This is a genomic window from Actinokineospora sp. UTMC 2448, from assembly GCF_024760565.1.
Classification (GTDB): domain Bacteria; phylum Actinomycetota; class Actinomycetes; order Mycobacteriales; family Pseudonocardiaceae; genus Actinokineospora; species Actinokineospora fastidiosa.
Genome location: NZ_CP031087.1, coordinates 2631498 through 2653743 on the forward strand (window position 1 = coordinate 2631498; position 22246 = coordinate 2653743).

Consider the following 22246-nt stretch of genomic DNA (forward strand, 5'->3'; position numbering starts at 1 on the left):
AACCCCCAACCGCACGACAAAGGCGGCGGGGTGGCGGACGCCGTGTCCACCACCCCGCCGCACCCCCGGTTCGACCCCGCTCAGGGGACGTCGGTGACGGTGTCCTTGATGACCTGCCAGCGCCCGCGCTCGCGCACCAGGGTCAGGCTCACCGTGAGGCGCCGGTCGACGTTCTGCGACGGCACGATGTGGCGCGCGTCGAGGATCGCGAAGCCGGAACTGCAGCCGTGCACCACCGTGTGCGTGACGGTCCAGGGCATCGACCACTCGTAGGGCAGCTTGAACGACTCCAGCACGGGCTGGATGTTGGCGTCGTAGCCGATGTAGACCTGTCCCTTGCGGCCCACGGTCACCATGTCGCGGTGGATGATCGCCCGGTAGCGGGCCTCGTCGCGCCGGTTGAAGCTGTCCATGTCCTCCCAGACGGCCTGGTGGAACTCCCGCTCGCACGTGCGGTGGTCGGGCTGCCCGCCCGCCGCCGCGACCGGGGCGAGCCCCACCGCCGCCCCCGCGGCCACCAGCGCCGCCACCGCCATCCGCTTGCCCATCGTGGTCCTCCTGTGCCTCGTGCCTTGCCGGTGACCAGGGTCTTCGGCGCGTGCATCACAGGTGCATCACGGGCGCATCGCCGGTCCGACCGCGGTGGTTTAGTGGGACGGGTCATGGAGTTTCGCGTGCTGGGGCCGGTGGGGGCGCACGCCGGGGAGCGCAGGATCGCGCCGGTCGGGGCGCGGCAGGAACGGATACTCGCCGCGCTCCTGCTCGACGCCGGTCGGGTCGTGCCGGTGTCCCGGCTCGTCGACGTCGTCTGGGCCGCCGACCCGCCCGCGACGGCCGTCCGCCAGGTGCGCAACGTGACGACCGCGCTCCGCCGGACCCTGGTCGACGCCGGGCTCCCGCCGGACGCGCTGGCCGCCGTCGGACCGGGTTTCGTGCTCCACCCGCCCGAACTCGACCTGCGCGCGTTCGACGCGCACGTCGGGCGCGGCGAGCACGCGGCGGCGCTGGCCTGCTGGCGGGGCAGGGCGCTCGCGGGAGTCGACAGCCCGGCGCTGGCGGGCGCCGCGGCGGCACTGGAGGAACGGCGGCTGTCGGTGCTGCACCTGCACCTGGCCGAGCGGGTGGCCGCCGGGGACGACGTCGTGGCCGAATTGACCGATCTGGTCGGCGAGCACCCGCTATCCGAGGGGTTCGCCGGGCTGCTGATGCGGGCTCTGCGGCAGCGGGGCAGACAGGCCGACGCCTTGGCCGTCTACCGCCAGACGCGGCGACGGCTGGTGGACGAACTGGGCGTCGAGCCGGGCGCTGAGCTGCGGGACGCGCACGACCAGGTGCTGCGGGAGGACCCGGCGGGCCCGTGCTGCCTGCCCGGCGAGCCGCCCGACTTCGTCGGCCGCGACGCCGAACTGGCGGCGGTTCTGGCGTCCCTGCATGTGCCGGTGCTGATCGACGGCATGGCGGGCGTGGGCAAGACCGCTGTGGCGGTGCGCGCCGCGCATCGCGTGGCCGACCGGTTCCCCGACGGGCAGCTGTTCGTGGACCTGCATGGCTATACCCCCGGTCGGGAGCGGCTGGGGCCGAGCGAGGCGTTGGCGGCGTTGCTGTGGCAGCTGGGCGTCCCGGCGAATCGGCAGCCCGCGGGCCTGGACGAGCGGGCCGCCCTCTGGCGGGCGCGCACGGCGGGCCGCAAGCTGCTGGTGCTCCTCGACAACGCCGCCGACGCTGCCCAGGTCGTCCCCCTGCTGCCCGCGACCCCGACGGTCGCGGTGATCATCACGAGCAGGCGCAGGCTGACGGAGATCGACGGCGCCGTCCCCGTCCCGGTGGACCCGCTGCCCTCGGCGGACGCGGCGGCGCTGTTCGCCGCCGTGTCCGGTCGCGCGGACGCAGGTGTCGCGCGGTTGTGCGGGAACCTCCCGCTGGCCGTGCGGATCGCGGCGAGCCGGTTGCGGCAGCGTCCTCACTGGACGATCGAGGCGTTCCTGGGCAGGCTCGGCCGGGAGCGCAACCGCCTGGCCGAACTGCGCGCGGGCGGACGCGACGTGGCGGCCACGTTCCACCTGTCCTATCAGGAGCTCGACGCCGACCACCAGCGGATGTTCCGGCTGCTCGGCGCCCACCCCGGCGGCGTGATCACGGTGTCGGCAGCGGCCGCGCTGGCCGAACTGCCCGAGGAGGAGGCCGAGCGGCAGTTGGACGGCCTGCTCGACGCCCACCTGCTCGAGCCCGGCTACCGCCTGCACGACCTGCTCGCCGAGCACGCCCGCCACCTCGCGGGCGCCGACGACAGCGCGTTCACCCGCCTGCTCGCCTACTACCGTGCGGGCGGCGACCACCACTGGCACGCCGCCGAGCGCGCGAGCCTGCGCGCCGTCGTCCACCAGGCGCTGGACCGCGCCGAGGACGAGTCGGCCTGGAAGATCGCCGATCGAGCCGCTCCCCACCTGCGCGACCACCACGACGACTTCCGCGCGGTGGCCGCGGCCGCCACCCACGCCGCCCAGCGCCTAGGCGACCCCGCCGCCCTCCACCGCGCCCTCGGCCACCTCGCCGACGCCCACTGGGACGCGGGCGAGCTGACCGCCGCCCTCGCCTGCACCCGCCAACGCCTCACCCTGCCGACCACCGACCCCACCGCGAAAGCCATGGCCCTGAGCCGACTCGGCGCCCTCCACGGAATGTCCGGCGACTACCGGACATCGGCGGACTGCTACCACCACGCCTTGACCCTGACCACCACCCCGGACGTCGTCGCCCTCCTGCTGGGCAACCTCAGCCACGCCCAGGAGATGCTGAACGACCTCCCCGCGGCGTTGTCGTCGGCCCAGCGCTCCCGCTCCCTGGCCACCACCCCACACCGCTACGCCCTCAGCACGGCCCAGGAAGCCCTGGTCCTGGCGAAGCTGGGCAGCCATACCCGAGCCGAACGCCAGGCCCACGAGGCTATCCGCACCGCCCAGGCGTCGGACCACCCCTTCGGAACCGCCTTCACCCACGTCGACTACGCCGAAGTCCTACTCCTCCTCGGCGATCCCGTCGAGGCCCGCACCCGAGCCCATCAGGCGTGCGAAATCCTCACCCACCTCCACCACCCCTTGCTCAACACGATGGCCGCCAACACCCTCGGCACCGCCTACCTCCACACAGGCGACCCCCACACCGCCCTCACCCACCACCGTCGCGCCCACGCCACCGCCCGCCGAATCGGCTACCGCGCCCAAATGCACCGAGCCACCACCGGCGCCGCCCAAGCAAAGGCAGCCCTGAGCGCGCTGTAGGTCGCCGCCGGTCACGGCGAAGTCCCAGGCCGAGGTTGGGCCAGCAGCTCAGGCGAACACGGCACCAAACCGGTACGGCGGCGAAGCCGACCAAGCAGAGCGCGACAGCCAACCCCACCCCGGTGGCCAAGGGACCGAGGGCTAGGTGGTCACCTACCGCTCAGCTGGCAAACTCGATGGTGGCCGACGTACCGCGCTGTAACGGTTGGTTCGTCCTCTCGATACTCTCGCTCGGAAGAGTGAGACCCCCAGGGAGGACGCCGTGTCCGCACCGCACTACGTTCCGTCGCGGGCTAGGGGGATCTGGTACTTCCCCGTGGTGGTCCTGACCGGGGGCCTGTTGGCCGCTATCCCGTTCGCACACGCTGCTGTGCGGTTGCGTAGGTCGTCCGTGTGGTTGTGGGTGGCGCTCTACGGGCTGTACGGGGCCGTGATGGCTGTGGTGGCGGAGCGGGATGACGAGGTGGACGGAGGACTGTCCGCCTTGCTCGGGTTCATCGTCATCTCCGTGGTCGTGGCTGCCTGCTTCCAGCTGCGGACCCTGCGGCGGGAGGTGTACGGGCTGCCGCCGGGGCCCGGGGACCCGGCTCCCGCGCCGATCGACCCCGCCGTCGCGCAGGTGCTCGCCGCGCGCAGGCGGCGGGAGGAGGCTCGCGCGCTCGCCGACCAGGACCCGCTCATGGCACGCGAGTTGGGCATCGGCCGCCCGGATCTGGGGCTGGCCTATGACGACGGCGGGCTGGTGGACCTGGGCAGCGCCCCGGCGGACACCATCGCGCGCGTCCTGGGGTTGACCGGGCCGGAGGCCGACCGCGTCGTGGCGGCTCAGGGGCGGTTCGCCGGGGTCGACGAGATGCTCGTCCTGGTCGACCTGCCGATCGGCGCCTGGGACCGCATTCGCGACCGGGGCGTCGTCGTCCGCGCCTAGCGTCCGGTCAGAGCAGGACGTTCAGCAGGACGGTCAGCAGGATCGACAAGGCGATCGAGACCAGCAGCATCGTCAGGCAGCCCGCGCGGCCGCCCAGGAACTCCACCCTGGTGTTGCCGAAGCGCATGGCCGGCCTCCCGGGCCGATCCGGTCAGCGTCCCATGCCGCGGTCGTCGACGTGGTGGACCGTGCCGCGCTTGCGGCCACCGAGACCGGCGAGGCCCAGCAGGCCGAGCAGGCCCAGCAGACCCCAGTAGTTGTTCCCGCCGTCGTCGTTGTTGTCGTCCGTCGGGTTGACGTCCTGGGCGGTGACCACGGCGTCGGCACGCGGCGCGGCCTCGTCGGCGACCGCCGTTGCCGTCGGCACGCCGACCATGGCCGTGGCCAGGGCGATCGCCGACACAAGACGCTTCGTGGTGTCCATGACATTCCTCCAGTCGATCGGTGGTTGAGGCGCTACGGGTACCGCCGCAGCTGCGGGCTATGTGACCCAGCGGTGAGGACCGCCCGTTCGAGTGAGGGCTACCGCACCGGAGAGGGCGCTGGTCTGCGGCGGTCCTGAGTGGGAATCGTCGGGGCGGGCGGACCGTCACCGGAGAGGAGCTGTTGGTGCAGGCGGCGCATCGCCACCGAGGGCTCCAGGCCGAGTTCGTCGTGCAGGATGCGGCGCAGCGCCTGGTAGGCCTGCAGCGCCTCGCCCCGGCGGCCGGTGGCGGTGAGCGCCTTGATGAGCTCGCCGTGGAACCACTCGTTGAGCGGGTGGCTGCTGACCAGCGAGCGCAGTTCGGGGAGCAGCTCGGCGGCCCGGCCGAGCTGGCGGTCGGCGCGGATGCGCAGGCCCAGCGCCTTGATGCGCAGTTCGTCGAAGTGGGTGACGTGGGCCTCCAGCAGCCTGCCCGCCGGGATGTCCGCCAGCGCAGGGCCGCTCCACAGCTCAAGCGCGGCGCGCAGCGTCCGGGACGCGTCCTCGGGGTTGCCCGCGTCGAGCAGGTCGCGGCCCTGGTTCAGCAGGCGCTCGAAGACCCTGGCGTCCACCACGTCGTCGTCGAGCTGCAGCGTGTAGCCGGGGGAGCGGGTGAGGATGCGGGGGACCGAGCGGTCGTCGCGGGCGGCGACCTGGCTGAAGATCTTGCGCAGTTGGTAGATGTAGGTCTGCATCGTCGTCAGCGCGCTGCGCGGCGGGTGGTCGCCCCAGAGCTCGTCGATCAGGGACGCGGTGTCCACGATCCGGTTGGCGCGCAGCAGCAGGAATGCCAGGGTCCACCGCACCTTCGTCGCCGTGGGCGTGCACACCAGGCCCGCGTGCGTGACTTCCATCGGCCCGAGGATCTTGAATCTCATGTGGATCCGTTCTCAGGTCACCCCGCGGGGGAGCGGGTCCGGACAAGGTGCGAACAGCAAATCCTCGTCCCAGCATCGAGTTCGCTTTGAACTGACGCAAGTCTGACGGCGTTCGTCGCGTGTGGATTCACCCGGACGACAACGGTTCTTGTTCACGCAATGGGAATACCGCCCCGCCGGTCCGCCACGGTCCTGCGCAGGTCGCGGCGCGACACCTTGCCCGTGGGGGAGCGCGGAATCGCCGTCACCACATCGATGTGCTCGACCCGCTCGAAGTAAGGCACCTGGCCGTTGACGAACTCCGCGACCGCGGCCGGGTCGAGCGAGCCGCCCACGGGCACCACGAGCGCGTGCGCGACCGCGCCGCAGAACTCGTCCGGGTGGTCGAAGACGACGCAGTCGGCGACGTCGGGGTGGCGCTGCAGGACGGCCTCGATCCGCCCGGGCGCCACCAACCAGTTGTCCCGCTTGAAAACGTCCTTGATCCGGTCCACGACGAACAGATATCCGTCCTCGTCGAGGAATGCGATATCGCCGGTGGCGAACCACCCGCCGGGTTCGAGGTCGGCGTCGAGATCGCGGCCCACATAGCCCGCCATAAGCTGAGGGCCCTTCACTTGGAGTTCGCCGGTTTCCCCGATCGGGACGACCGCGCCGGTATCGATGTCGACGATGCGGCATTCGGCGCCCGGCACCAGCACGCCGGACGAGCCCGCCTTCGGCCGGTCGAGGTCGCCGAGGTGCGTGCACGGCGAGGTCTCGGCGAGGCCGAACCCCTGCACGACCGGGACGCCGAAGTGCCGGGCCAGCGTCTCGGCGTGGTCGGGCCGCAGCGCCGAGCCGCCGGACATGATCGCCCGCAGGGTCGGCACCCGCTCGCGGACCAGGCGGGGATCGGCGGCCATGCGGGCCAGCCGCACCGGCAGGCTGTAGAGGTGGGTGGCGTGGAAGCGGCGGGCAGCGGTGGCCGCCGCCGGGGTGTCCTCCTCGGGGAACAGCACGTGCGACGCCATCGCGGCGACCCCGATGCTCAGGTGCATCAGGTGGAAGGTCGGCAGGTAGTTGAACAGCACCGACTCGTCGGTGAGCTGGTGGCCGTGGACGGTCTGCGCGGCGTTCACGGTCAGGTTGCGGTGGGTGAGCCGCACCGCCTTGGGCGCGCCCGTCGTGCCGCTGGTGAACTGCAGGCACGCCACCGCGTCGGGGTCGGCGTCGAGGGACACCGGGGGCAGGTGCTCGCCGTGGCGCTCCAGCGACTCCAGGCTGCGCACGCCGGGGTGGGCGTCGTCCGGCGCGGTGAGGATGAGGTCGCGCAGCTCCGGCAGGCGGTCGCGGACGGCGCACAGCCGGTCGTACACCTCCGGCGGCACGATCGCGGCCCGCGCCCCGCTGGTGGCGAGCACGTGGACCAGGCCGTCGGGCCGCAGCAGCGGGTTCACCAGCGCGCTGACGTGGCCGGAGCGCGCGATGCCGTAGAAGGCCAGGGCGAACGCCGGGTCGAGCACCATGGCCATGGCGACGACGCCCGGCTCGCCGAGCAGCGCGGCGAGGGCGGCCCCGACGCGGGTCGCGCGCGCGTCGAGGTCGCCGAAGGTGAGGTCGCGGGCGGTCGTGCGCAGCGCGGGCCGGTCCGGGACGCGCTCGGCGGCGCGGCGCAGCGGGTCGTCGATGCGCGGCCCCGAACAGAGCCCGGCCACGGTGGCCAGCGGCGGCCCGCTCGCGATGCTCGGCGCGTTCGTCGTGGTCATGGGTGCCCCTTCCGGCCCGGGTGGTGACGGGCCAGGCTGGCACCGGCCGGTCGACGGGCGGTCGAGCCCCAGTCCGGCTCCAGCCGGAATCGAGCGGGCCCGATGAGCCTGCCCGGCATGGTTGCTGTCCTCGTTGTCGGAGCCGGGCCGGTCGGGCTGACCGTCGCGCACGAGTTGGCCAGGCGCGGTGTCGCCGTCCGGGTGGTGGACCGGGCGGACGGCCCGGCGACGACCAGCAGGGCGACCGCCAACCACGCCCGCACGCTGGAGGTCTACCACCAGATGGGGGTGCTGGACGACATCGTGGCCCGCGGCCACCGGGTCGGGCGGTTCAGCGTGCACCGCGACGGGCGCAGGCTGCTGCGGCTGGGGACCGACTACCGCAGGCTGCCGACCCGGTTCCCGTTCACCCTGCAGGTGGAGCAGGTGGAGGTGGAGCGGGTGCTGCGCGAGCGGCTGCTGGCCCTCGGCGTGCCGGTCGAGTGGTCGACCGGGCTGGAGTCGCTCGACCAGCGCGGCGACCGCGTGCTCGCCCGGCTGCGCCTGCCCGACGGCACGGCCGACGAGCCGGTCGTCCCCTGGCTGGTCGGGGCGGACGGCGGCCGCAGCACCGTGCGCGCCCAGCTGGGCATCCGCCTGATGGGCGAGTCGTCGCGGACCTGGATGGTCGCCGACGCGGCCATCGACGGCGACATCCCGAGGGACAGCCTGCACCTGCTGGTGACGCCCGAGGGCACGATCCTGCTGGTCCCGCTGCCCACCCCGGGCCGGTGGCGGCTGGTGGACATGACCGGGGCCGAGGGCAGGGACGCCCTCGCCGAGTGGTTCGGCAGGCGGATCTCGCAGGCCCTCGGCGCCGCCGTGCGGGTGGCCGAGCCGACCTGGGCCTCGGAGTTCCTGGTGCGCCAGCGCATGGTCGACCGGATGCGCGAGGGGCGGTGCTTCCTGGCGGGCGACGCCGCCCACGTGCACAGCCCGGCGTCGGGCCAGGGGATGTGCACGGGCGTGCAGGACGGCGTCAACCTGGCGTGGAAGCTCGCCGACGTGATCCGGGGGTACGCCGGGGAGGCCCTGCTCGACACCTACGACGCCGAGCGGGTCGAGATCGGGGCGCGGCTGCTGCGCTCGACCAAGACCGCGACCACGGTGCTGGCGCCCGGCGCCGACATCCCGATACCCAAGCCGCTGCTGCCGGTGGTGATCACCGCGGTGAACACCATCGGGCCGCTCCGGCGGGCGGTGGAGCGCAAGATCCTGCGCGCGATGTCCGGTCTCGCCCTCACCTACGCCGACAGCCCGCTGACCGAGCCCGCCGACGGCCGCGTGCGGCCGGGGGAGCGGGTGGCGTGCGCCGCGGAGACCGAGCGGCGCAGCGAGGGGTGGCAGGCGCTGTGCGCCGAGCTGACCGATCCGCGATGGACGCTGCTGGCCGTGCCCGGACCCGAGCTCGTCCCGGCGCTGCGCGAGGTCGCCCGGCGCTACGCCGCCGCGGTCTCGGTGCGCAGCGTCCTCGACGGCGGCCCGGACCCGCTGCCCGACCCCGACGGTCGCCTGCGCCGCGACCTGGGGCTGGGCGTCGGGGACTACCTGCTGATCCGCCCGGACGGCTATGTGGCAGGCCGGGGCGCGCTGGGCGACGCCGAGCGCGTCGACGCCGCCCTGCGCCGCTTCCACCTGCTGCCCGTCACCGACACCGGAATGGAACTGACCGCCTGATGCGCATCATCGACCTGTCCACCCCGATCGACGCCGAGGTGTGGGAGCCCAACCCCGTCGTGCACAAGGTCATGTCGTGCGCCGAAGGCGGCCGTCACATGGCGGACGGGATGAAGGAGCGCCACGGCATCGACTTCGACCCGTCCGTCCTGCCCGACGGCGAGCTGCTGTCGCTGGACACGATGACCCTCACCACCCACACCGGCACGCACGTCGACGCGCCGTCGCACTACGGCACCAGGGCCGCCTACGGGACACCGCGGCACATCGACCAGATGCCGCTGGAGTGGTTCATCGGCCCCGGCGTCGTCCTGGACATCAGCGACGCGCCCGTGGGCGCGGTGGGCGCCGACGTCCTGCGCCGCGAGTTCGACCGGATCGGCTACCTGCCCCGCCCGCGCGACATCGTGCTGCTGCGCACGGGCGCGGACCTGCTGTCGGGCACGCCCAAGTACTTCACCGACTTCGTGGGCCTCGACGCCGAGGCGACGCACCTGCTGCTGGACCTGGGGGTCCTGGTGATCGGCACGGACGCGTTCAGCCTCGACGCGCCGTTCCCGAACATGCTGGAGCGCTACCGCGCCACCGGCGACCGCTCGGTGCTCTGGCCCGCGCACTTCGTCGGCCGCGAGCGCGAGTACTGCCAGATCGAGCGGCTGGCGAACCTCGACCAGGTGCCGAGCACCGGGTTCACCGTGTCCTGCCTGCCGGTCAGGATCGCCCGGGCGGGCGCGGGCTGGGCCCGCGCCGTCGCCCTGCTCGACGACTGACTCAGCGCAGGTCGTCGCGGGTGACCCTGCGCGACCGCACGAGCAGTGCCGCGCCCTCGCGCACCAGGACGTCCCGGCACACGCAGACCAGGTGGAGCCGGGGACCCGTGTCCGGGCGGGTGGCGAAGACCAGCGAGTAGCAGCGCACGTCGAGCGCGCCGTCCGGGCGGGGCTCGACGTCGACCATCCCGTGCCAGTGCCGGTGCGTCTCGCCCGCGTCCGCCGCCGCTGCCGCCGCCCGCGGCGGGATCAGCGCCAGCGCGTCGCGGCCCCGCACCGGCTCGGGCAGGTTGGGCAGCTCCATGGTCCCGTCCACTGTGAACGTCTCGGACCACTCCGGTCCGGCTCCCGTGTCGAACAGGTGCATCTGCCTGGCGTAGAACTGCTGCACGGCGGCATAGGTCTCGTGGAACGGGACGGCGACCGCGTCGGCGGCGAGCTGAGTGCTCATGGTGTGGCTCCCTTCGCTGCGCCGATCATCGCCCGGCGCGGTCGAAGCGGGCTCAAGCGGCGCTCCAGCGCGGCGAGCAGGCTGGGGCGTACCTGTATCCCAAGCCCCCGAACGAGGAGCCCAGGTGCTGACGAACAAGAAGCACGTCACCGAGTCCAGTGTGGTCGTCGCCGCGCCGCTGGAGACCACGCGCGCGGTGGCCATGGACTTCGCGAAGTGGCCGCGGTTCCACGGCCCCGCGGTGTACGCCGAGAGCGTCCCGTCCGACGGCGACGGCGAGCTGATCCGGTTCTGGTCGCTGACCGGCGAGGACTCCGTGCGCACGTGGACGGCCCGGCGCTTCCAGACCGACACCGGCACCGAGTTCCGCCACGAGCCCGCCGCCCCGCCGTTCGAGTCCGTGGGCGGCGGCTTCGACTTCGAGCCCCGCCCGGACGGGACCACGCACGTGCGGATGCGCCACGAGTTCTCGCTGCTGAGCGAGGACGACGACGTCGCGGCCGAGCGGCTGGCGTCGATGCGGCGCGGCGGCGCGGCGTACCTGGAGTCCCTGCGGTACGCCGCGGAGAACCTCGAGGACCTGCACCGGCGCACGATCGCCTTCGACGACTCCGTCTTCATCGCGGGCGACATAGCCGACATCTACGCCTACCTCTACGAGGCCGACAAGTGGCCGGAGCGGATCCCGCACGTGGCGCGGCTGGAGATGACCCAGCCCAGCCCGGAGGTCCAGTTCTTCGACATGGACACCGTCTCCCCCGACGGCTCGCGGCACACGACCCGGTCGGTGCGGATCTGCCTGGAGCCCCGGCTGATCGTCTACAAGCAGACCCAGCCGCCGAGGACCCTGGACGCGCACAGCGGGCACTGGCGCTTCGAGCAGACGCCCGAGGGCGTCATCGCGACCGCGCGGCACGTGGCCACGATCAAGGAATCGATGCTCCACCTGTTCGGCGAGGGCACCACGATGGAGCAGGCCCGCAAGCACCTCCGCCGGGTGCTGAGCGCGAACAGCACGAGCAACCTCCGATTGGCCAAGGAGTACGCCGAGAAGCGCGCGGGCTACTAGACGGCGGGCACACGGGCGAGGTGGCGACATGGACAGGCAGGCCGTGGTGACCGGGTTGGGCGTCGTGGCGCCGGGCGGGATCGGCGCCAAGCAGTTCTGGGAGCTGCTCACCGCCGGACGCACGGCGACCCGGACGATCTCGCTGTTCGACGCCACCGGGTTCCGCTCCAGGGTGGCCGCCGAGTGCGACTTCGACGCGCGCGTCGCCGGGCTGTCCCACCGGCAGATCCGGATGTGGGACCGCACCACCCAGTTCGCCGTCGTCGCCGCGCGGGAGGCGCTGGCCGACAGCGGTGTCGCCGACGGCATCGTCCCCGAGCGGACCGGCGTGGCGATCGGGACCGCGTGCGGCATGACGCAGAGCCTCGACCACGAGTACGCCGTCGCCAGCGACGAGGGGCGGGCCTGGCTGGTCGACGACCGCCACGGCTCGCCCTACCTCTACGACTACTTCCTGCCGTCGTCCATGGCCGTCGAGGTCGCCTGGCTGGTCGGGGCGGAGGGGCCGGTGGCGATCGTGCCGACCGGCTGCACCTCCGGCATCGACGCCCTGGTGCACGCGGCCGAGCTGATCAGGGACGGCGTGGTCGACGTGGTGGTGGCGGGCGCGTCGGACGCGCCGATCTCGCCGATCACCGCGGCCTGCTTCGACGCCATCAAGGCGACCACCCCGCGCAACGACGAGCCGGAGACGGCCTCGCGCCCCTTCGACCGCACCCGCAACGGGTTCGCCCTCGCCGAGGGCGCGGCGGTGCTGGTGCTGGAGGAGGGGGAGCGGGCGCGGCGCCGGGGCGCGCACGTGTACGCCGAGCTGGCGGGCGCGGCGGGCCGCTGCAACGCCCACAGCATGACCGGCCTCCGCCCCGACGGCGCCGAGCTGGCCGAGGCGATCACCGCGGCGCTCGCCGCCGCCCGGCTCAATCCGTCCGATGTGGACTACATCAGCGGGCACGGGTCGTCCACGAAGCAGAATGACCTCCACGAGACCGCCGCGTACAAGGCGAGCCTCGGCGAGCACGCCCGCCGCACGCCGATCAGCTCGATCAAGTCGATGGTCGGGCACTCCCTCGGCGCGATCGGCGCGCTGGAGGCCGTCGCGTGCACCCTGGCCATCGAGCACTCGGTCGTGCCGCCCACGGCCAACCTGGTCGAGCCCGACCCCGAGTGCGATCTGGACTACGTGCCGATGACCGCGCGCGAGCACCGCGTGGACGTCGCGCTCAACGTCGGCAGCGGGTTCGGCGGGTTCCAGAGCGCGATGGTGCTCACCGCGCCGGGACGGGCCCGGTGACCACCGCGCCGGTGGTCACCGGGCTGGGCGTGGTCGCGCCGAACGGCCTCGGCGTCGAGCGGTACTGGGCGGCGACGCTGGCCGGGCGCGCGGGCATCGGCCCGGTCAGCCGCTTCGACGCCTCCGGCTACCGGGCCCGGGTCGCGGGCGAGGTCGAGATCGACGCCGCCGCGCTGCTGCCGGGCAGGCTGCTGCCCCAGACCGACCGGATGACCCGGCTGGCGCTGGTCGCGGCCGAGGAGGCGCTGACCGACGCCGGGCTGGACCCCTCGACCATGGACCGCTACGGCTGCGGCGTGCTGACCGCGGCGTCCGGCGGCGGCTTCGAGTTCGGCCAGCGCGAGCTGGAGGCGCTGTGGGGCAAGGACAGCACCCACGTCAGCGCCTACCAGTCCTTCGCCTGGTTCTACCCGGTCAACTCCGGGCAGATCTCCATCCGCCACGGCCTGCGCGGCCCGGGCGGGGCGGTCGTCACCGAGCAGGCGGGCGGGCTCGACGCGATCGCGATGGCCCGCCGCGACATCCGCTGCGGCACGCGGGCCATGGTCAGCGGCGGCGTGGACGGCTCGCTGTGCCCGTGGAGCTGGCTGTGCCAGACCCGCTCCGGGCGGCTGAGCCCGGCCGTCGACGCCGACCGCGCGTACCTGCCCTTCGACGCCGACGCGTCCGGCTATGTGCCGGGGGAGGGCGGGGCGCTGCTGGTCATCGAGGACCCCGCGACCGCGGGTGAGTGCCGCTACGGCGAGATCGCGGGCTACGCGGCCACCTTCGACCCGCGCCCCGGCTCCGGCCGCCCGCCCGCGCTGCGCCGCGCCGTGGAGCTGGCGCTGGGCGACGCCGGGATGGACCCGGCCGAGGTGGACGTCGTCTTCGCCGACGCCAGCGGCGTCCCGGACCTGGACGCCCAGGAGGCGGCGGTGCTGGTGGAGCTGTTCGGGCCGCGCGCCGTCCCGGTGACCGCGCCCAAGACGATGACCGGCAGGCTGCTCGGCGGCGGCGCCGCGCTCGACGTGGCCACCGCCCTGCTGGCGCTGCGCGACGGTGTCATCCCGCCCACCGTCCACATCGGCCGACCGAGGTTCGCCGACGTGCTCGACCTGGTCCGCGACGAGCCGCGCCCTGCCCGCATGGACAGCGCGCTGGTGCTCGCCCGGGGCCACGGCGGGTTCAACTCCGCGCTGCTCGTGCGGCGCGGTCGAGGAAGGGACAGCACATGACCGAGATGACCTTGGCGGACCTGACGCGGCTGCTGCGCGAGTGCGCGGGCGTCGACGAGGCCGTCGACCTCGACGGCGACATCATCGACGTGCCGTTCGACGAGCTGGGCTACGACTCGCTGGCGTTGTTCAACACCGTGAGCCGCATCGAGCGCGACCACTCCGTGCGGCTGCCCGACGACCTGGTGGCCGAGGTGACCACGCCGCGCTGGCTGCTCGGCGTGGTCAACGAGCACCTCGGCCAACCCGCCTGATGTGCGGCATCGCCGGGTGGGTCGACTTCGGCCGCGACCTGTCGGCCGAGCGGGGGACCGCCCGGGCCATGACGGAGACGATGGCCTGCCGCGGGCCCGACGACTCGGGCCTGTGGATCGACGGCCCGGTGGCGCTGGGGCACCGCAGGCTCGCCGTCATCGACCCGGAGGGCGGGCGGCAGCCCATGGTCGACGCGGGGGTGGCGATCACCTTCTGCGGCGAGGTCTACAACTTCGGCGAGCTGCGGGCCCGGCTCATCGGGCACGGGCACCGCTTCACCACGCGCAGCGACACCGAGGTGGTGCTGCGGGCGTACCGGCAGTGGGGCGCGGCGATGGCCGCCCGGCTCAACGGGATGTACGCCATGGGGATCTGGGACGCGGGCAGGCGTGAACTGCTGCTCCTGCGCGATCGGATGGGCGTCAAGCCGCTCTACTACTACCCGCTGCCCGACGGCGTCCTGTTCGGCTCGGAGCCGAAGGCGATCCTGGCCAACCCGCGCGCGCGTCGGCGCCTGGACGCCGATGGGCTGTACGAGATCCTGGACATGGTCAAGACCCCGGAGCGGACGGTGTTCACCGGGATGGCCGAGGTGCGGCCGGGCCAGCTCGTCCGGGTCGGCAGGGCGGGGATCAGCAAGGACCGCTATTGGCGGCTGACCGCGCGCGAGCACCACGACGACCTGCCGACGACGATCAGCACCGTCCGGGAGATCCTGGCAGACACCGTCGACCGGCAGCTGGTCGCCGACGTGCCGGTGTGCACGCTGCTCTCCGGCGGCCTGGACTCCTCGTCGGTGACCGCGCTGGCCGCCAGGGCGCTCGCCGGTCCGGTGCGCTCGTTCTCCGTGGACTTCGCGGGCGAGCGGTTCGAGGCCGACGCCGTGCGCGGCGAGTCCGACGCGCCGTTCGTCCGGGACGTGGTCGACCACGTGGGGGCCGACCACACCGAGGTGCTGCTCGACAGCGACGGCCTGACCGACGAGCGCGTGCGCGCCGCGGTGCTGCGCGCCGCGGACATCCCGCCCGCGTACTGGGGCGACATGTGGCCGTCGCTGTACCTGCTGTTCCGCGCGGTCCGGGAACGGTCGACGGTGGCGCTGTCCGGGGAGGCGGCCGACGAGCTGTTCGGCGGATACCGCTGGTTCCGCAACCCCGCGGCCATCGCCGCGGCCACGTTCCCCTGGCTCACCTCCGGGTCGGCCCGGTACTTCGGGGGCGCGTCGCTGCTGGACCCGGGGCTGGTGGCCGGTCTGGACATCCCGGGCAGGCGGGCGGAGGCGTACCGGGCGGCCCTCGCCGAGGCGCCCGTGCTGCCGGGGGAGAGCGCCGACGAGCGGCGGATGCGGGAGATCACCTATCTCAACCTCACGCGGTTCCTGCAGACGCTGCTGGACCGCAAGGACCGGATGAGCATGGCCACCGGCCTGGAGGTGCGCGTCCCGTTCTGCGACCACCGGCTGGTGGAGTACGTGTTCAACGTGCCGTGGCGGATGAAGTCCTTCGACGGCAGGGAGAAGAGCCTGCTCCGCGCCGCCGTCGCCGACCTGCTGCCGCTGTCGGTGCGGGAGCGGCGGAAGACGCCGTACCCGGCCACCCAGTCCCCGGCCTACGAGCGCGCCCTGTGCGACGAGCTGGGGAAGCTGGTCGTGAACGGGGACGCCCCGGTGCTGCCGCTGCTGGACATGGCCAAGGCGCAGCAGGTGATCGACCGGCCGACGCGCGCCGTCAGCCTGCCGTACGACCGCGGCGGCCTGGAGCTGGCGCTGTGGCTCAACCGCTGGCTGGAGTCCTACCAGGTGACCATCGACCTCTGAGGAAAGGGAACGTTCGATGTCGGATCGGAACCCGGTGGCGCGCGCCCGCGCCATCATGGCCATCAACAACGGCTACTTCCGGTCGAAGGTGCTGCAGAGCGCCGTCGACCTCGGGGTGTTCGACCTGCTGGCGGCCGGGCCCGCCACCGCTGAGGAGATCAGGGACCGGCTGGACCTGCGCCACCGGCTGCTGCGGGAGTACCTGGACGCGATGGTCGACATGGGCCTGCTGGAGCGCGAGGGGGTGCTGTACCGCAACAGCGCCGACGCCGCGGAGTTCCTGGTGTCCACGTCGCCGACGTACCTGGGCGGCACGGCGAGCCAGCACGCCCGCCTGCACTACCACGCGTGGGGCAGGCTGGCGGACTCCCTGCGCGACGGCCACGCCAAGTCCGACGTCCGGCCGGAGGGCGGCACGCAGGCGTTCGTCGAGTTCTACGAGGACGCGGAACGGGCCCGCAGGCTGATGCAGCACGTGGACGCCCACAACACGTTCATGGCCGACGAACTGGTCCGCCACTTCGACTGGAGCGGCCACCGGACGTTCACCGACATCGGCGGCGCCCGAGGCAACCTGGCGGCGCGCATCGTCATGGCGAACCCGCACCTGCGCGCGAACGTGGTGGACCTGCCCGCCCTGGAGCCCCTCTTCGACGAGCTGATGGCCAACCTCGGCGTCGCCGACAAGGTCACCTTCCACGGCGGCGACTTCTTCGCCCGCCCCCTCCCGGTGACCGATGTCGTCGTCATCGGCCACGTCCTCCCCGACTGGCCGGAGGCCGAACGCACCGACATCGTCAAACGCTGCTACGACGCGGTTCGTCCGGGCGGCACCCTGATCGTCTACGACGCCCTGGTCGACGAGAACCTCAACGACCACGACACCCTCCTCCGCCGCCTCAACAGCACCATGATCCGAGACGACCACCAACCCTTCAGCGTCGAGGAGTGCCACGAACTACTCAAGGAACACGGCTTCCAACCCGAGCGCTGCTTCGTCTCCGACACGATCGCCCACGACCATGTCTTGATCGCCCACAAGCCCGAATAGAAGCAACCGGACCACAACGAACCGCAACACGCCTCACCCGACTGTCCGATGGGGTGGATCCGCATTCGTGGGGAGCGAAGCGGTGCTACCCTCGCTCGGGCGTGGACGGCTTCGCCGCTCCGCCCTTTGTTCACGCCCGCGCCGCTTCGCTTAGGGGCCCCGCGAATGCGGATTCACCCCATCGGACACCAAGAAAGTAAATCGCGAACAAGCCAATCGTGCAGGCATGTTCGCGTTTGGTGGGTGGTCCAGCTGCGCTCGGCTCGTCAGCGTCGCCGACCCGTCAACGCCGCCCAGCCCGTTGGTACATCCACACCGCAATCGGTGCGATCACCACGATCATCACCACCGACGACAGCACCGACACCTCCACCGGGTGCCGCAGCGGCAGCGCCGCTCCCTCCCCGGGCACGCCCGGATTCCCCCACAACGTCCGGCAGGCCGCGCTCACGGCGCTCACCGGGTTCCAGTCGGCGATCACGCGCAGCCAGGGGGCCATCCCGTCCGTGGGGACGAACGTGTTCGCCACCATCGTCATCGGGAAGATGAACGGCACCATGTGGTCGGCCGCCTCCTCGCTGCGGAAGGCCAGGCCGAGGAGGACGCCCGCCCACGCCACCGCGTAGCGGAACAGGAACAGCAGGCCGAACCCGGCCGCCGTCGCCGCCAGTCCGTTGTGCGGACGCCAGCCCACCACCAGCGCGCACGCCGTCACGCCCGCGAAGTTCACCAGCCCGGACACCAGCGAGTACGCCGTGTGCCCCACCGGCACCGCCGAGCGGGCCATGGGCATGGAGCGGAAGCGGTCCATGACCCCGCGCCCGACGTCTCGGGCGACGACGGTCGCCGTGGTGGCGACGCCGGACATCGCGACCATGGCGAACAGGCCGGGCATCAGGAACTCGCGGTAGTCGCCGCCGCCCGGCACCGAGATGGCGCTGCCGAACACGTAGCCGAACATGAGCACCAGCACCGCGGGCAGCAGCAGCTCGCTGGCCAGCTCGCCCGGGTGGCGCAGGAGTTTGCCGATCTCGCGCCGCACGAGGACGCCGCCGTCGCTGACGGTCCAGCGGATCGTGGTCATCGGGTGGCTCCGGCCAGGTCCTCGGTCATCTCCAGGAACACCTCGTCGAGGGTCGGCTTGCGCAGGGCCAGGTTCTCGACCCGAACACCCGCGTCGTCCAGTTCGCGCACGACCGCCGCGAGACCGCCGGGGCCGAGCTGCGCGCTCAGCGACCGCTCCTCGACGTCGACCACGGGCTCCATCCCGGTGGCCGCCCGCATCGCGGTGCGCGCCGCGGGAAGCGCGTCGAGGCTCGCCACCACCACGTCCACGTGTTCCGCGCCGACGCGGGCCTTCAGCTCGTCCGGGGTGCCCGTGGCCACCACGCGGCCCGCGTCGACGACGGCGATGGAGTCGGCGAGGCGGTCCGCCTCGTCCAGGTACTGGGTGGTGAGCACGACCGCCGTCCCGCCCGCCACCAGGTCGCGCACCGCCGCCCACACCTCCGAGCGGCCGCGCGGGTCCAGCCCGGTCGTGGGCTCGTCGAGGAACAGCACCGCGGGCGCGATGAGCAGCCCCGCGGCCAGGTCCAGCCGCCTGCGCATGCCGCCGGAGTACGTGCCCGCCTCGCGGTCGGCAGCGTCGGCGAGGTCGAAGCGCTCCAGCAGGTCGTCGGCCCGGCGCCGGGCCTCGCGCGGCGAGAGGTGGTAGAGCCTGCCGAACATCCGCAGGTTCGCCCGGCCGGACATCGCCTCGTCCAGCGCCGCCGCCTGCCCCACCAACCCGAACCGGTACCGCGCCCGGGCGGCGTCGCGGACGACGTCGACGCCGTCGACGAACGCCGTGCCGGAGTCGGGCACCAGCAGGGTCGTGAGCACCCGCACCGCGGTCGTCTTGCCCGCGCCGTTGGGCCCGAGCAGGCCGCAGACGGTCCCCGCGGGCACGGCAAGGTTGAGTCCGCGCAGCGCCGGAGTGCTCCCGAACGATTTGGTGAGCCCTTCGGCGAACACGGCGAGATCTCTCATCATCACGGTCCACCGTTGCTCGAGGACGGTTCGAATCCCGCCGCCGAGACTATCCGGGTGCGGTTCCCGTGCGACACCCGAGAGCGAAGGGAAACCCAGTTGAGTGACAGCAGGCGACTACTCGACCTGAGCCACCCCATCGAACACGACATGATGACCAATCCCTGGATGCAGAAGCCGACCATCAGCGCGTTCCTGACCCGCGAGCAGTCGGCCGCATTCACCACCGACGGCGTCACCTTCCAGATGGAGGTGATCAGCCTGCCGGGCAGCACGGGGACCTATTTGGACTCCCCGTTCCAGTTCCACGCCGACGGCCCCGACGTCAGCGCGGTCCCGCTGGAGCGGCTGTTCGACGTCCCGATCGTCGTCGTGCGCGTGCCGGACACGATCTCCATCGGACGCGAGCCGTTCGTCGCGGCCGGTGAGCTGACCGGCGCCGCGGTGCTGGTGGAGACCGGCCACTCGCGGCACTGGGGCACCGGCGCGTTCTTCCAGAGCTCGCCGTACCTCACCCGCGACGCCGTCGAGTACCTGATCGAGGCGAACCCGGCCGTGGTGGGGATCGACTCGCAGAACATCGACAACGGCGCCGACAAGACGAAACCGGCCCAGCACAACCTGCTCGGCGCCGGGATCCTGATCCTGGAGTGCATGGCGAACCTGGCCGACGTGCCCGACCGCGGCGCCCGGCTGCGCGTGCTGCCGACGCCGATCCGCGAGGCGGGCAGCTTCCCGGTCCGACCGGTGGCGGTGGTGGGCGCATGAGCGCGCTGGCGAGCGAGCCGTCGACCCGGTGCGCGCTGGTCGACCTCAGCCACGACGTGTGGCAGGACATGCTGATCCACCACTGGATGCCGAAGCCGGTCATCCACGACTACATCAGCCGCGAGCAGTCCGCCAAGTTCCTCGAGGGCGGGGTCAGCTTCCAGCAGGTGCACGTCACCATCGCGGGCAGCACGGGGACGATCCTGCAGGTGCCGTTCCAGTTCCACGCCGACGGCCCGGACCTGGCGACCATGCCGCTGGAGAAGCTGGTCGACGTGCCGGTCGTGGTGATCGACGCGGTCGGCATGCCCGAGATCGGCCCCGAGGTCTTCGACGGCCACGACGACCTCGCGGGCAAGGCCGTGCTGTTCCGCACCGGCCAGGACCGGCTGTGGCAGACCGAGGAGTACTACGAGAACACCTGCTACCTCGCCGGGGCGACGATCAAGCACCTGGCGAAGGCGGGGCCCGCGCTGATCGGCGTCGACTCCAAGAACACCGACTGCGGGACCGACCAGGGCAAGCCCGCCCAGCACGAGCTGCTCGGCGCGGGCATGGGCGTGCTGACGTCGCTGACCAGGCTGGACCAGCTGCCCAAGCGCGGCGCGCTGCTGACCGTGCTGCCCCCGCGCGTGGTGGGCATGAGCAGCTTCCCGGTCCGCGTCGTCGCCGTGGTGCCCGAGGGCGCCGACACCGAGGGGGCGGGCCGATGACCACCACGGCGCTCAAGCCCGCCCCGTTCAACCCGGTCTTCCAGGTCGACCCCTACCCGTCGCTGGCCGCGATCCGCGAGCAGGGCCCCGTCGGCCGCGCCGAGCACCCGGTGTTCGACGAGGTCTGGCTCGTCGTCTCCTACGACATCGTGCGCCAGGTGCACAGCGACCCGCGGTGGGTGAAGCCGCCGGAGGACCCGCCCGACGACCGGGTGACGTTCGACTCCGCGCCGCCGGACCACACGCGGCTGCGCAAGCTGGTGCAGAAGGCGTTCACCGCGCGGCGCATCGAGCTGTTCCGCGCCGAGACCCAGCGCATCACCGACGAGATCCTCGACGGGCTCCCGGCGGACGAGCCGGTCGACCTGATCCCGGTGCTCGCCGACGCGATGCCCATCGAGGTCATCCGGCGCATGGCGGGCCTGCCCGAGGAGTTCGCCGCCGAGCTGACCGCGCTGATGGAGGCGTTCCTCGGCGAGGAGGACGCCACCGCCCGGCAGGACGTGTTCGTCCGCGCCGACGAGTACGTGGCCGAGGTGCTGCGCTGCAAGCGGGGCGCGCTTGGCGAGGACCTGATCAGCGACCTGATCGCCGCCCGCGACGGCGAGGACCGGCTCACCGAGGACGAGCTGGGCACCGTGGTGCTGACGCTGCTGGTCAACGGCGCGGCCACCAGCACCAACGTGATCGGCACCGGGCTGCACAGCCTGCTGGCGAACCCCGACCAGCACGCCCTGCTGCTCGCCCGCCCCGACCTGCTGGCGGGCGCGGTGGAGGAGATGCTGCGCTACGAGAACCCCGTCGGCGGCATCGGCTGGGTGTCGGACGAGGACGTCGAGCTGGCGGGCACGGTCATCCCGGCGGGCGAGGTGCTGGCCACCTCGCTGCAGGCGGCCAACCGCGACCCGGCGGTGTTCGCCGACCCGGACCGCTTCGACATCACCCGCCGCCCGAACCCGCACCTGACCTTCTCCCACGGCATCCACCGGTGCCTGGGGGCCGAGCTGGCCAGGATGGAGCTGCAGGTCGCGATGGGGACGCTCATGCGCAGGTTCCCGGGCATGCGGGAGGCCGAGCCGCCGACCTGGCGGGTCAGCCACGCCGTGCGCGGCCTCACCCGGCTCCCGATCGTGCTGGCCCCGTGAGCGACCGCACCCGCGCCGCGGCCGGGTACACCAGGAACGTGCTCGCCTGGTACGACCTGTTCGTGCTCGGCGCCGTGTGCCCGCTCGTGTGGCGGTGCCACCGGCGCGAAATGCTGGCCGTCTACGACCGCAACGTCGGCGCCCGGCACCTCGACCTGGGGCCGGGCACCGGCTACTTCCTCGGCCGCTGCCGGTTCCCGGCGAACCCGAGGCTGGTGCTGGTGGACAACAGCGACACGGTGCTGCGCACCGCGTCGCGGCGGGCCGCCCGGCACCGGCCCGTCACCCGCCGCAGGGACGTGCTCGACCCGCTCGACCTCGGCGACGAGGTGTTCGACTCGGTGGGCATGAACTTCCTGCTGCACTGCCTGCCCGGCGGCATGGCGGGCAAGGCGGCGGTGTTCGACCGCGTCCTGCCCCACCTCGCGCCGGGGGCGCGGATCTTCGGCAGCACCGTGCTCGCCCACGGCGTCGACCACGGCCCGCTGGCCCCGCGCGCCCTGGCCTCGCTCAACGGGGACGGGACGATGGACAACCTCGACGACTCGCTCGACGGGCTCGACGCGGAGCTGTCCGCGCGGTTCACCCGCTACGAGCTGACCGTCCGAGGGTCGGTGTGCCTGTTCGAGATCGAGACCTGACGGGATCGGCGCGGACGGGG

21 protein-coding genes are annotated in these 22246 nt (G+C 72.8%); 14 read left to right on the forward strand and 7 right to left on the reverse strand.

Annotated elements, in window-relative coordinates; all coding sequences use genetic code 11:
- Positions 1-80: 80 nt before the first annotated feature.
- Positions 81-548 carry a DUF4440 domain-containing protein gene (locus Actkin_RS12410; protein ID WP_258907269.1) on the reverse strand — a complete coding sequence of 156 codons (468 nt, stop codon included), beginning with the start codon at positions 546-548 and terminating at the stop codon, positions 81-83.
- A gap of 114 nt (positions 549-662) precedes the next feature.
- Here Actkin_RS12410 and Actkin_RS12415 point away from each other — a divergent pair, with 114 nt between their 5' ends.
- Together Actkin_RS12415 and Actkin_RS12420 are read left to right on the forward strand one after the other, a co-directional pair.
- The gene (locus tag Actkin_RS12415; RefSeq protein WP_258907270.1) at positions 663-3278 is read left to right on the forward strand and encodes an AfsR/SARP family transcriptional regulator; all 2616 of its coding nucleotides are present in this window, start codon (positions 663-665) and stop codon (positions 3276-3278) included.
- Between the two features lie 433 nt (positions 3279-3711).
- Positions 3712-4206, forward strand: a complete 495-nt coding sequence (locus Actkin_RS12420; protein ID WP_258907271.1) for a hypothetical protein — start codon at positions 3712-3714, stop codon at positions 4204-4206.
- 151 nt (positions 4207-4357) lie between these two features.
- Here the strand turns inward: Actkin_RS12420 and Actkin_RS12425 are convergent, their stop codons facing one another.
- From Actkin_RS12425 to Actkin_RS12435, 3 genes are all read right to left on the reverse strand, one after another.
- Positions 4358-4630, reverse strand: a complete 273-nt coding sequence (locus tag Actkin_RS12425) for a WGxxGxxG family protein (RefSeq protein ID WP_189212766.1) — start codon at positions 4628-4630, stop codon at positions 4358-4360.
- Between the two features lie 98 nt (positions 4631-4728).
- A complete protein-coding gene (locus tag Actkin_RS12430; protein WP_189212767.1) occupies positions 4729-5547 on the reverse strand; it encodes an AfsR/SARP family transcriptional regulator in 819 nt (272 codons plus the stop codon).
- 152 nt (positions 5548-5699) lie between these two features.
- Positions 5700-7295, reverse strand: coding sequence for a class I adenylate-forming enzyme family protein (locus tag Actkin_RS12435; RefSeq protein ID WP_258907273.1), 1596 nt, complete (start codon positions 7293-7295; stop codon positions 5700-5702).
- 117 nt (positions 7296-7412) lie between these two features.
- Here Actkin_RS12435 and Actkin_RS12440 point away from each other — a divergent pair, with 117 nt between their 5' ends.
- Together Actkin_RS12440 and Actkin_RS12445 are read left to right on the forward strand one after the other, a co-directional pair.
- On the forward strand, positions 7413-9011 hold the full coding sequence (locus Actkin_RS12440; RefSeq protein WP_258907274.1) for an FAD-dependent oxidoreductase: 1599 nt from the start codon (positions 7413-7415) through the stop codon (positions 9009-9011).
- Positions 9011-9781 carry a cyclase family protein gene (locus Actkin_RS12445; RefSeq protein WP_258907276.1) on the forward strand — a complete coding sequence of 257 codons (771 nt, stop codon included), beginning with the start codon at positions 9011-9013 and terminating at the stop codon, positions 9779-9781. The genes Actkin_RS12440 and Actkin_RS12445 overlap by 1 nt, the downstream gene beginning before the upstream one ends.
- Position 9782: 1 nt before the next feature.
- On the opposite strand, the gene Actkin_RS12450 is transcribed toward Actkin_RS12445, so the two are convergent.
- Entirely contained in the window at positions 9783-10232 is a 450-nt protein-coding gene (locus Actkin_RS12450) for a nuclear transport factor 2 family protein (protein ID WP_258907277.1), read from the reverse strand.
- Positions 10233-10356: 124 nt separating this feature from the next.
- Between Actkin_RS12450 and Actkin_RS12455 the strand changes: the two genes are divergently transcribed.
- The 6 genes from Actkin_RS12455 to Actkin_RS12480 are packed head-to-tail and all read left to right on the forward strand — an operon-like array spanning position 10357 to position 16931.
- A complete protein-coding gene (locus Actkin_RS12455; protein WP_229787275.1) occupies positions 10357-11301 on the forward strand; it encodes an aromatase/cyclase in 945 nt (314 codons plus the stop codon).
- A gap of 28 nt (positions 11302-11329) precedes the next feature.
- Complete coding sequence (locus tag Actkin_RS12460; RefSeq protein ID WP_258907279.1) at positions 11330-12592, forward strand: beta-ketoacyl-[acyl-carrier-protein] synthase family protein; 1263 nt, start codon at positions 11330-11332, stop codon at positions 12590-12592.
- Entirely contained in the window at positions 12589-13809 is a 1221-nt protein-coding gene (locus Actkin_RS12465; RefSeq protein WP_258907281.1) for a ketosynthase chain-length factor, read from the forward strand. The genes Actkin_RS12460 and Actkin_RS12465 overlap by 4 nt, the downstream gene beginning before the upstream one ends.
- Positions 13806-14063: an acyl carrier protein gene (locus tag Actkin_RS12470; protein WP_189212774.1), complete on the forward strand. Its 258-nt coding sequence runs from the start codon at positions 13806-13808 to the stop codon at positions 14061-14063. The genes Actkin_RS12465 and Actkin_RS12470 overlap by 4 nt, the downstream gene beginning before the upstream one ends.
- Entirely contained in the window at positions 14063-15880 is a 1818-nt protein-coding gene (asnB, locus tag Actkin_RS12475; protein WP_258907282.1) for an asparagine synthase (glutamine-hydrolyzing), read from the forward strand. Before Actkin_RS12470 ends, asnB begins: the two co-directional genes overlap by 1 nt.
- Positions 15881-15896: 16 nt before the next feature.
- On the forward strand, positions 15897-16931 hold the full coding sequence (locus Actkin_RS12480; RefSeq protein WP_258907283.1) for a methyltransferase: 1035 nt from the start codon (positions 15897-15899) through the stop codon (positions 16929-16931).
- A 283-nt stretch (positions 16932-17214) separates the two neighbouring features.
- Here the strand turns inward: Actkin_RS12480 and Actkin_RS12485 are convergent, their stop codons facing one another.
- Both Actkin_RS12485 and Actkin_RS12490 read right to left on the reverse strand, forming a co-directional pair.
- Positions 17215-18015, reverse strand: a complete 801-nt coding sequence (locus Actkin_RS12485) for an ABC transporter permease (RefSeq protein ID WP_258907284.1) — start codon at positions 18013-18015, stop codon at positions 17215-17217.
- Complete coding sequence (locus Actkin_RS12490) at positions 18012-18959, reverse strand: efflux ABC transporter ATPase subunit, DrrA-related (RefSeq protein ID WP_258907286.1); 948 nt, start codon at positions 18957-18959, stop codon at positions 18012-18014. Before Actkin_RS12490 ends, Actkin_RS12485 begins: the two co-directional genes overlap by 4 nt.
- Positions 18960-19016: 57 nt before the next feature.
- Between Actkin_RS12490 and Actkin_RS12495 the strand changes: the two genes are divergently transcribed.
- From Actkin_RS12495 to Actkin_RS12510, 4 genes are read left to right on the forward strand one after another with little or no spacing between them, the layout of a single operon-like run.
- Positions 19017-19727: a cyclase family protein gene (locus tag Actkin_RS12495; RefSeq protein WP_258907288.1), complete on the forward strand. Its 711-nt coding sequence runs from the start codon at positions 19017-19019 to the stop codon at positions 19725-19727.
- Positions 19724-20440 (forward strand): cyclase family protein, encoded by a 717-nt coding sequence (locus Actkin_RS12500; RefSeq protein ID WP_258907290.1) that lies wholly within the window; start codon positions 19724-19726, stop codon positions 20438-20440. The genes Actkin_RS12495 and Actkin_RS12500 overlap by 4 nt, the downstream gene beginning before the upstream one ends.
- Positions 20437-21585, forward strand: a complete 1149-nt coding sequence (locus Actkin_RS12505; RefSeq protein ID WP_189212780.1) for a cytochrome P450 family protein — start codon at positions 20437-20439, stop codon at positions 21583-21585. Before Actkin_RS12500 ends, Actkin_RS12505 begins: the two co-directional genes overlap by 4 nt.
- Positions 21582-22226: a class I SAM-dependent methyltransferase gene (locus Actkin_RS12510; protein ID WP_258907291.1), complete on the forward strand. Its 645-nt coding sequence runs from the start codon at positions 21582-21584 to the stop codon at positions 22224-22226. Before Actkin_RS12505 ends, Actkin_RS12510 begins: the two co-directional genes overlap by 4 nt.
- Positions 22227-22246: the final 20 nt, after the last annotated feature.

Coding starts and splice junctions, on each gene's coding strand:
- Actkin_RS12460 (WP_258907279.1), top strand. CDS start 11,330: ATGGACAGGCAGGCCGTGGTGACCGGGTTGGGCGTCGTGGCGCCGGGC.
- Actkin_RS12430 (WP_189212767.1), bottom strand. CDS start 5,547: ATGAGATTCAAGATCCTCGGGCCGATGGAAGTCACGCACGCGGGCCTG.
- Actkin_RS12425 (WP_189212766.1), bottom strand. CDS start 4,630: ATGGACACCACGAAGCGTCTTGTGTCGGCGATCGCCCTGGCCACGGCC.
- Actkin_RS12500 (WP_258907290.1), top strand. CDS start 19,724: ATGAGCGCGCTGGCGAGCGAGCCGTCGACCCGGTGCGCGCTGGTCGAC.
- Actkin_RS12440 (WP_258907274.1), top strand. CDS start 7,413: ATGGTTGCTGTCCTCGTTGTCGGAGCCGGGCCGGTCGGGCTGACCGTC.
- Actkin_RS12490 (WP_258907286.1), bottom strand. CDS start 18,959: ATGAGAGATCTCGCCGTGTTCGCCGAAGGGCTCACCAAATCGTTCGGG.
- Actkin_RS12485 (WP_258907284.1), bottom strand. CDS start 18,015: ATGACCACGATCCGCTGGACCGTCAGCGACGGCGGCGTCCTCGTGCGG.
- Actkin_RS12410 (WP_258907269.1), bottom strand. CDS start 548: ATGGGCAAGCGGATGGCGGTGGCGGCGCTGGTGGCCGCGGGGGCGGCG.
- Actkin_RS12480 (WP_258907283.1), top strand. CDS start 15,897: ATGTCGGATCGGAACCCGGTGGCGCGCGCCCGCGCCATCATGGCCATC.
- Actkin_RS12470 (WP_189212774.1), top strand. CDS start 13,806: ATGACCGAGATGACCTTGGCGGACCTGACGCGGCTGCTGCGCGAGTGC.
- Actkin_RS12450 (WP_258907277.1), bottom strand. CDS start 10,232: ATGAGCACTCAGCTCGCCGCCGACGCGGTCGCCGTCCCGTTCCACGAG.
- Actkin_RS12420 (WP_258907271.1), top strand. CDS start 3,712: ATGGCTGTGGTGGCGGAGCGGGATGACGAGGTGGACGGAGGACTGTCC.
- asnB (WP_258907282.1), top strand. CDS start 14,063: ATGTGCGGCATCGCCGGGTGGGTCGACTTCGGCCGCGACCTGTCGGCC.
- Actkin_RS12435 (WP_258907273.1), bottom strand. CDS start 7,295: ATGACCACGACGAACGCGCCGAGCATCGCGAGCGGGCCGCCGCTGGCC.
- Actkin_RS12415 (WP_258907270.1), top strand. CDS start 663: ATGGAGTTTCGCGTGCTGGGGCCGGTGGGGGCGCACGCCGGGGAGCGC.
- Actkin_RS12445 (WP_258907276.1), top strand. CDS start 9,011: ATGCGCATCATCGACCTGTCCACCCCGATCGACGCCGAGGTGTGGGAG.
- Actkin_RS12505 (WP_189212780.1), top strand. CDS start 20,437: ATGACCACCACGGCGCTCAAGCCCGCCCCGTTCAACCCGGTCTTCCAG.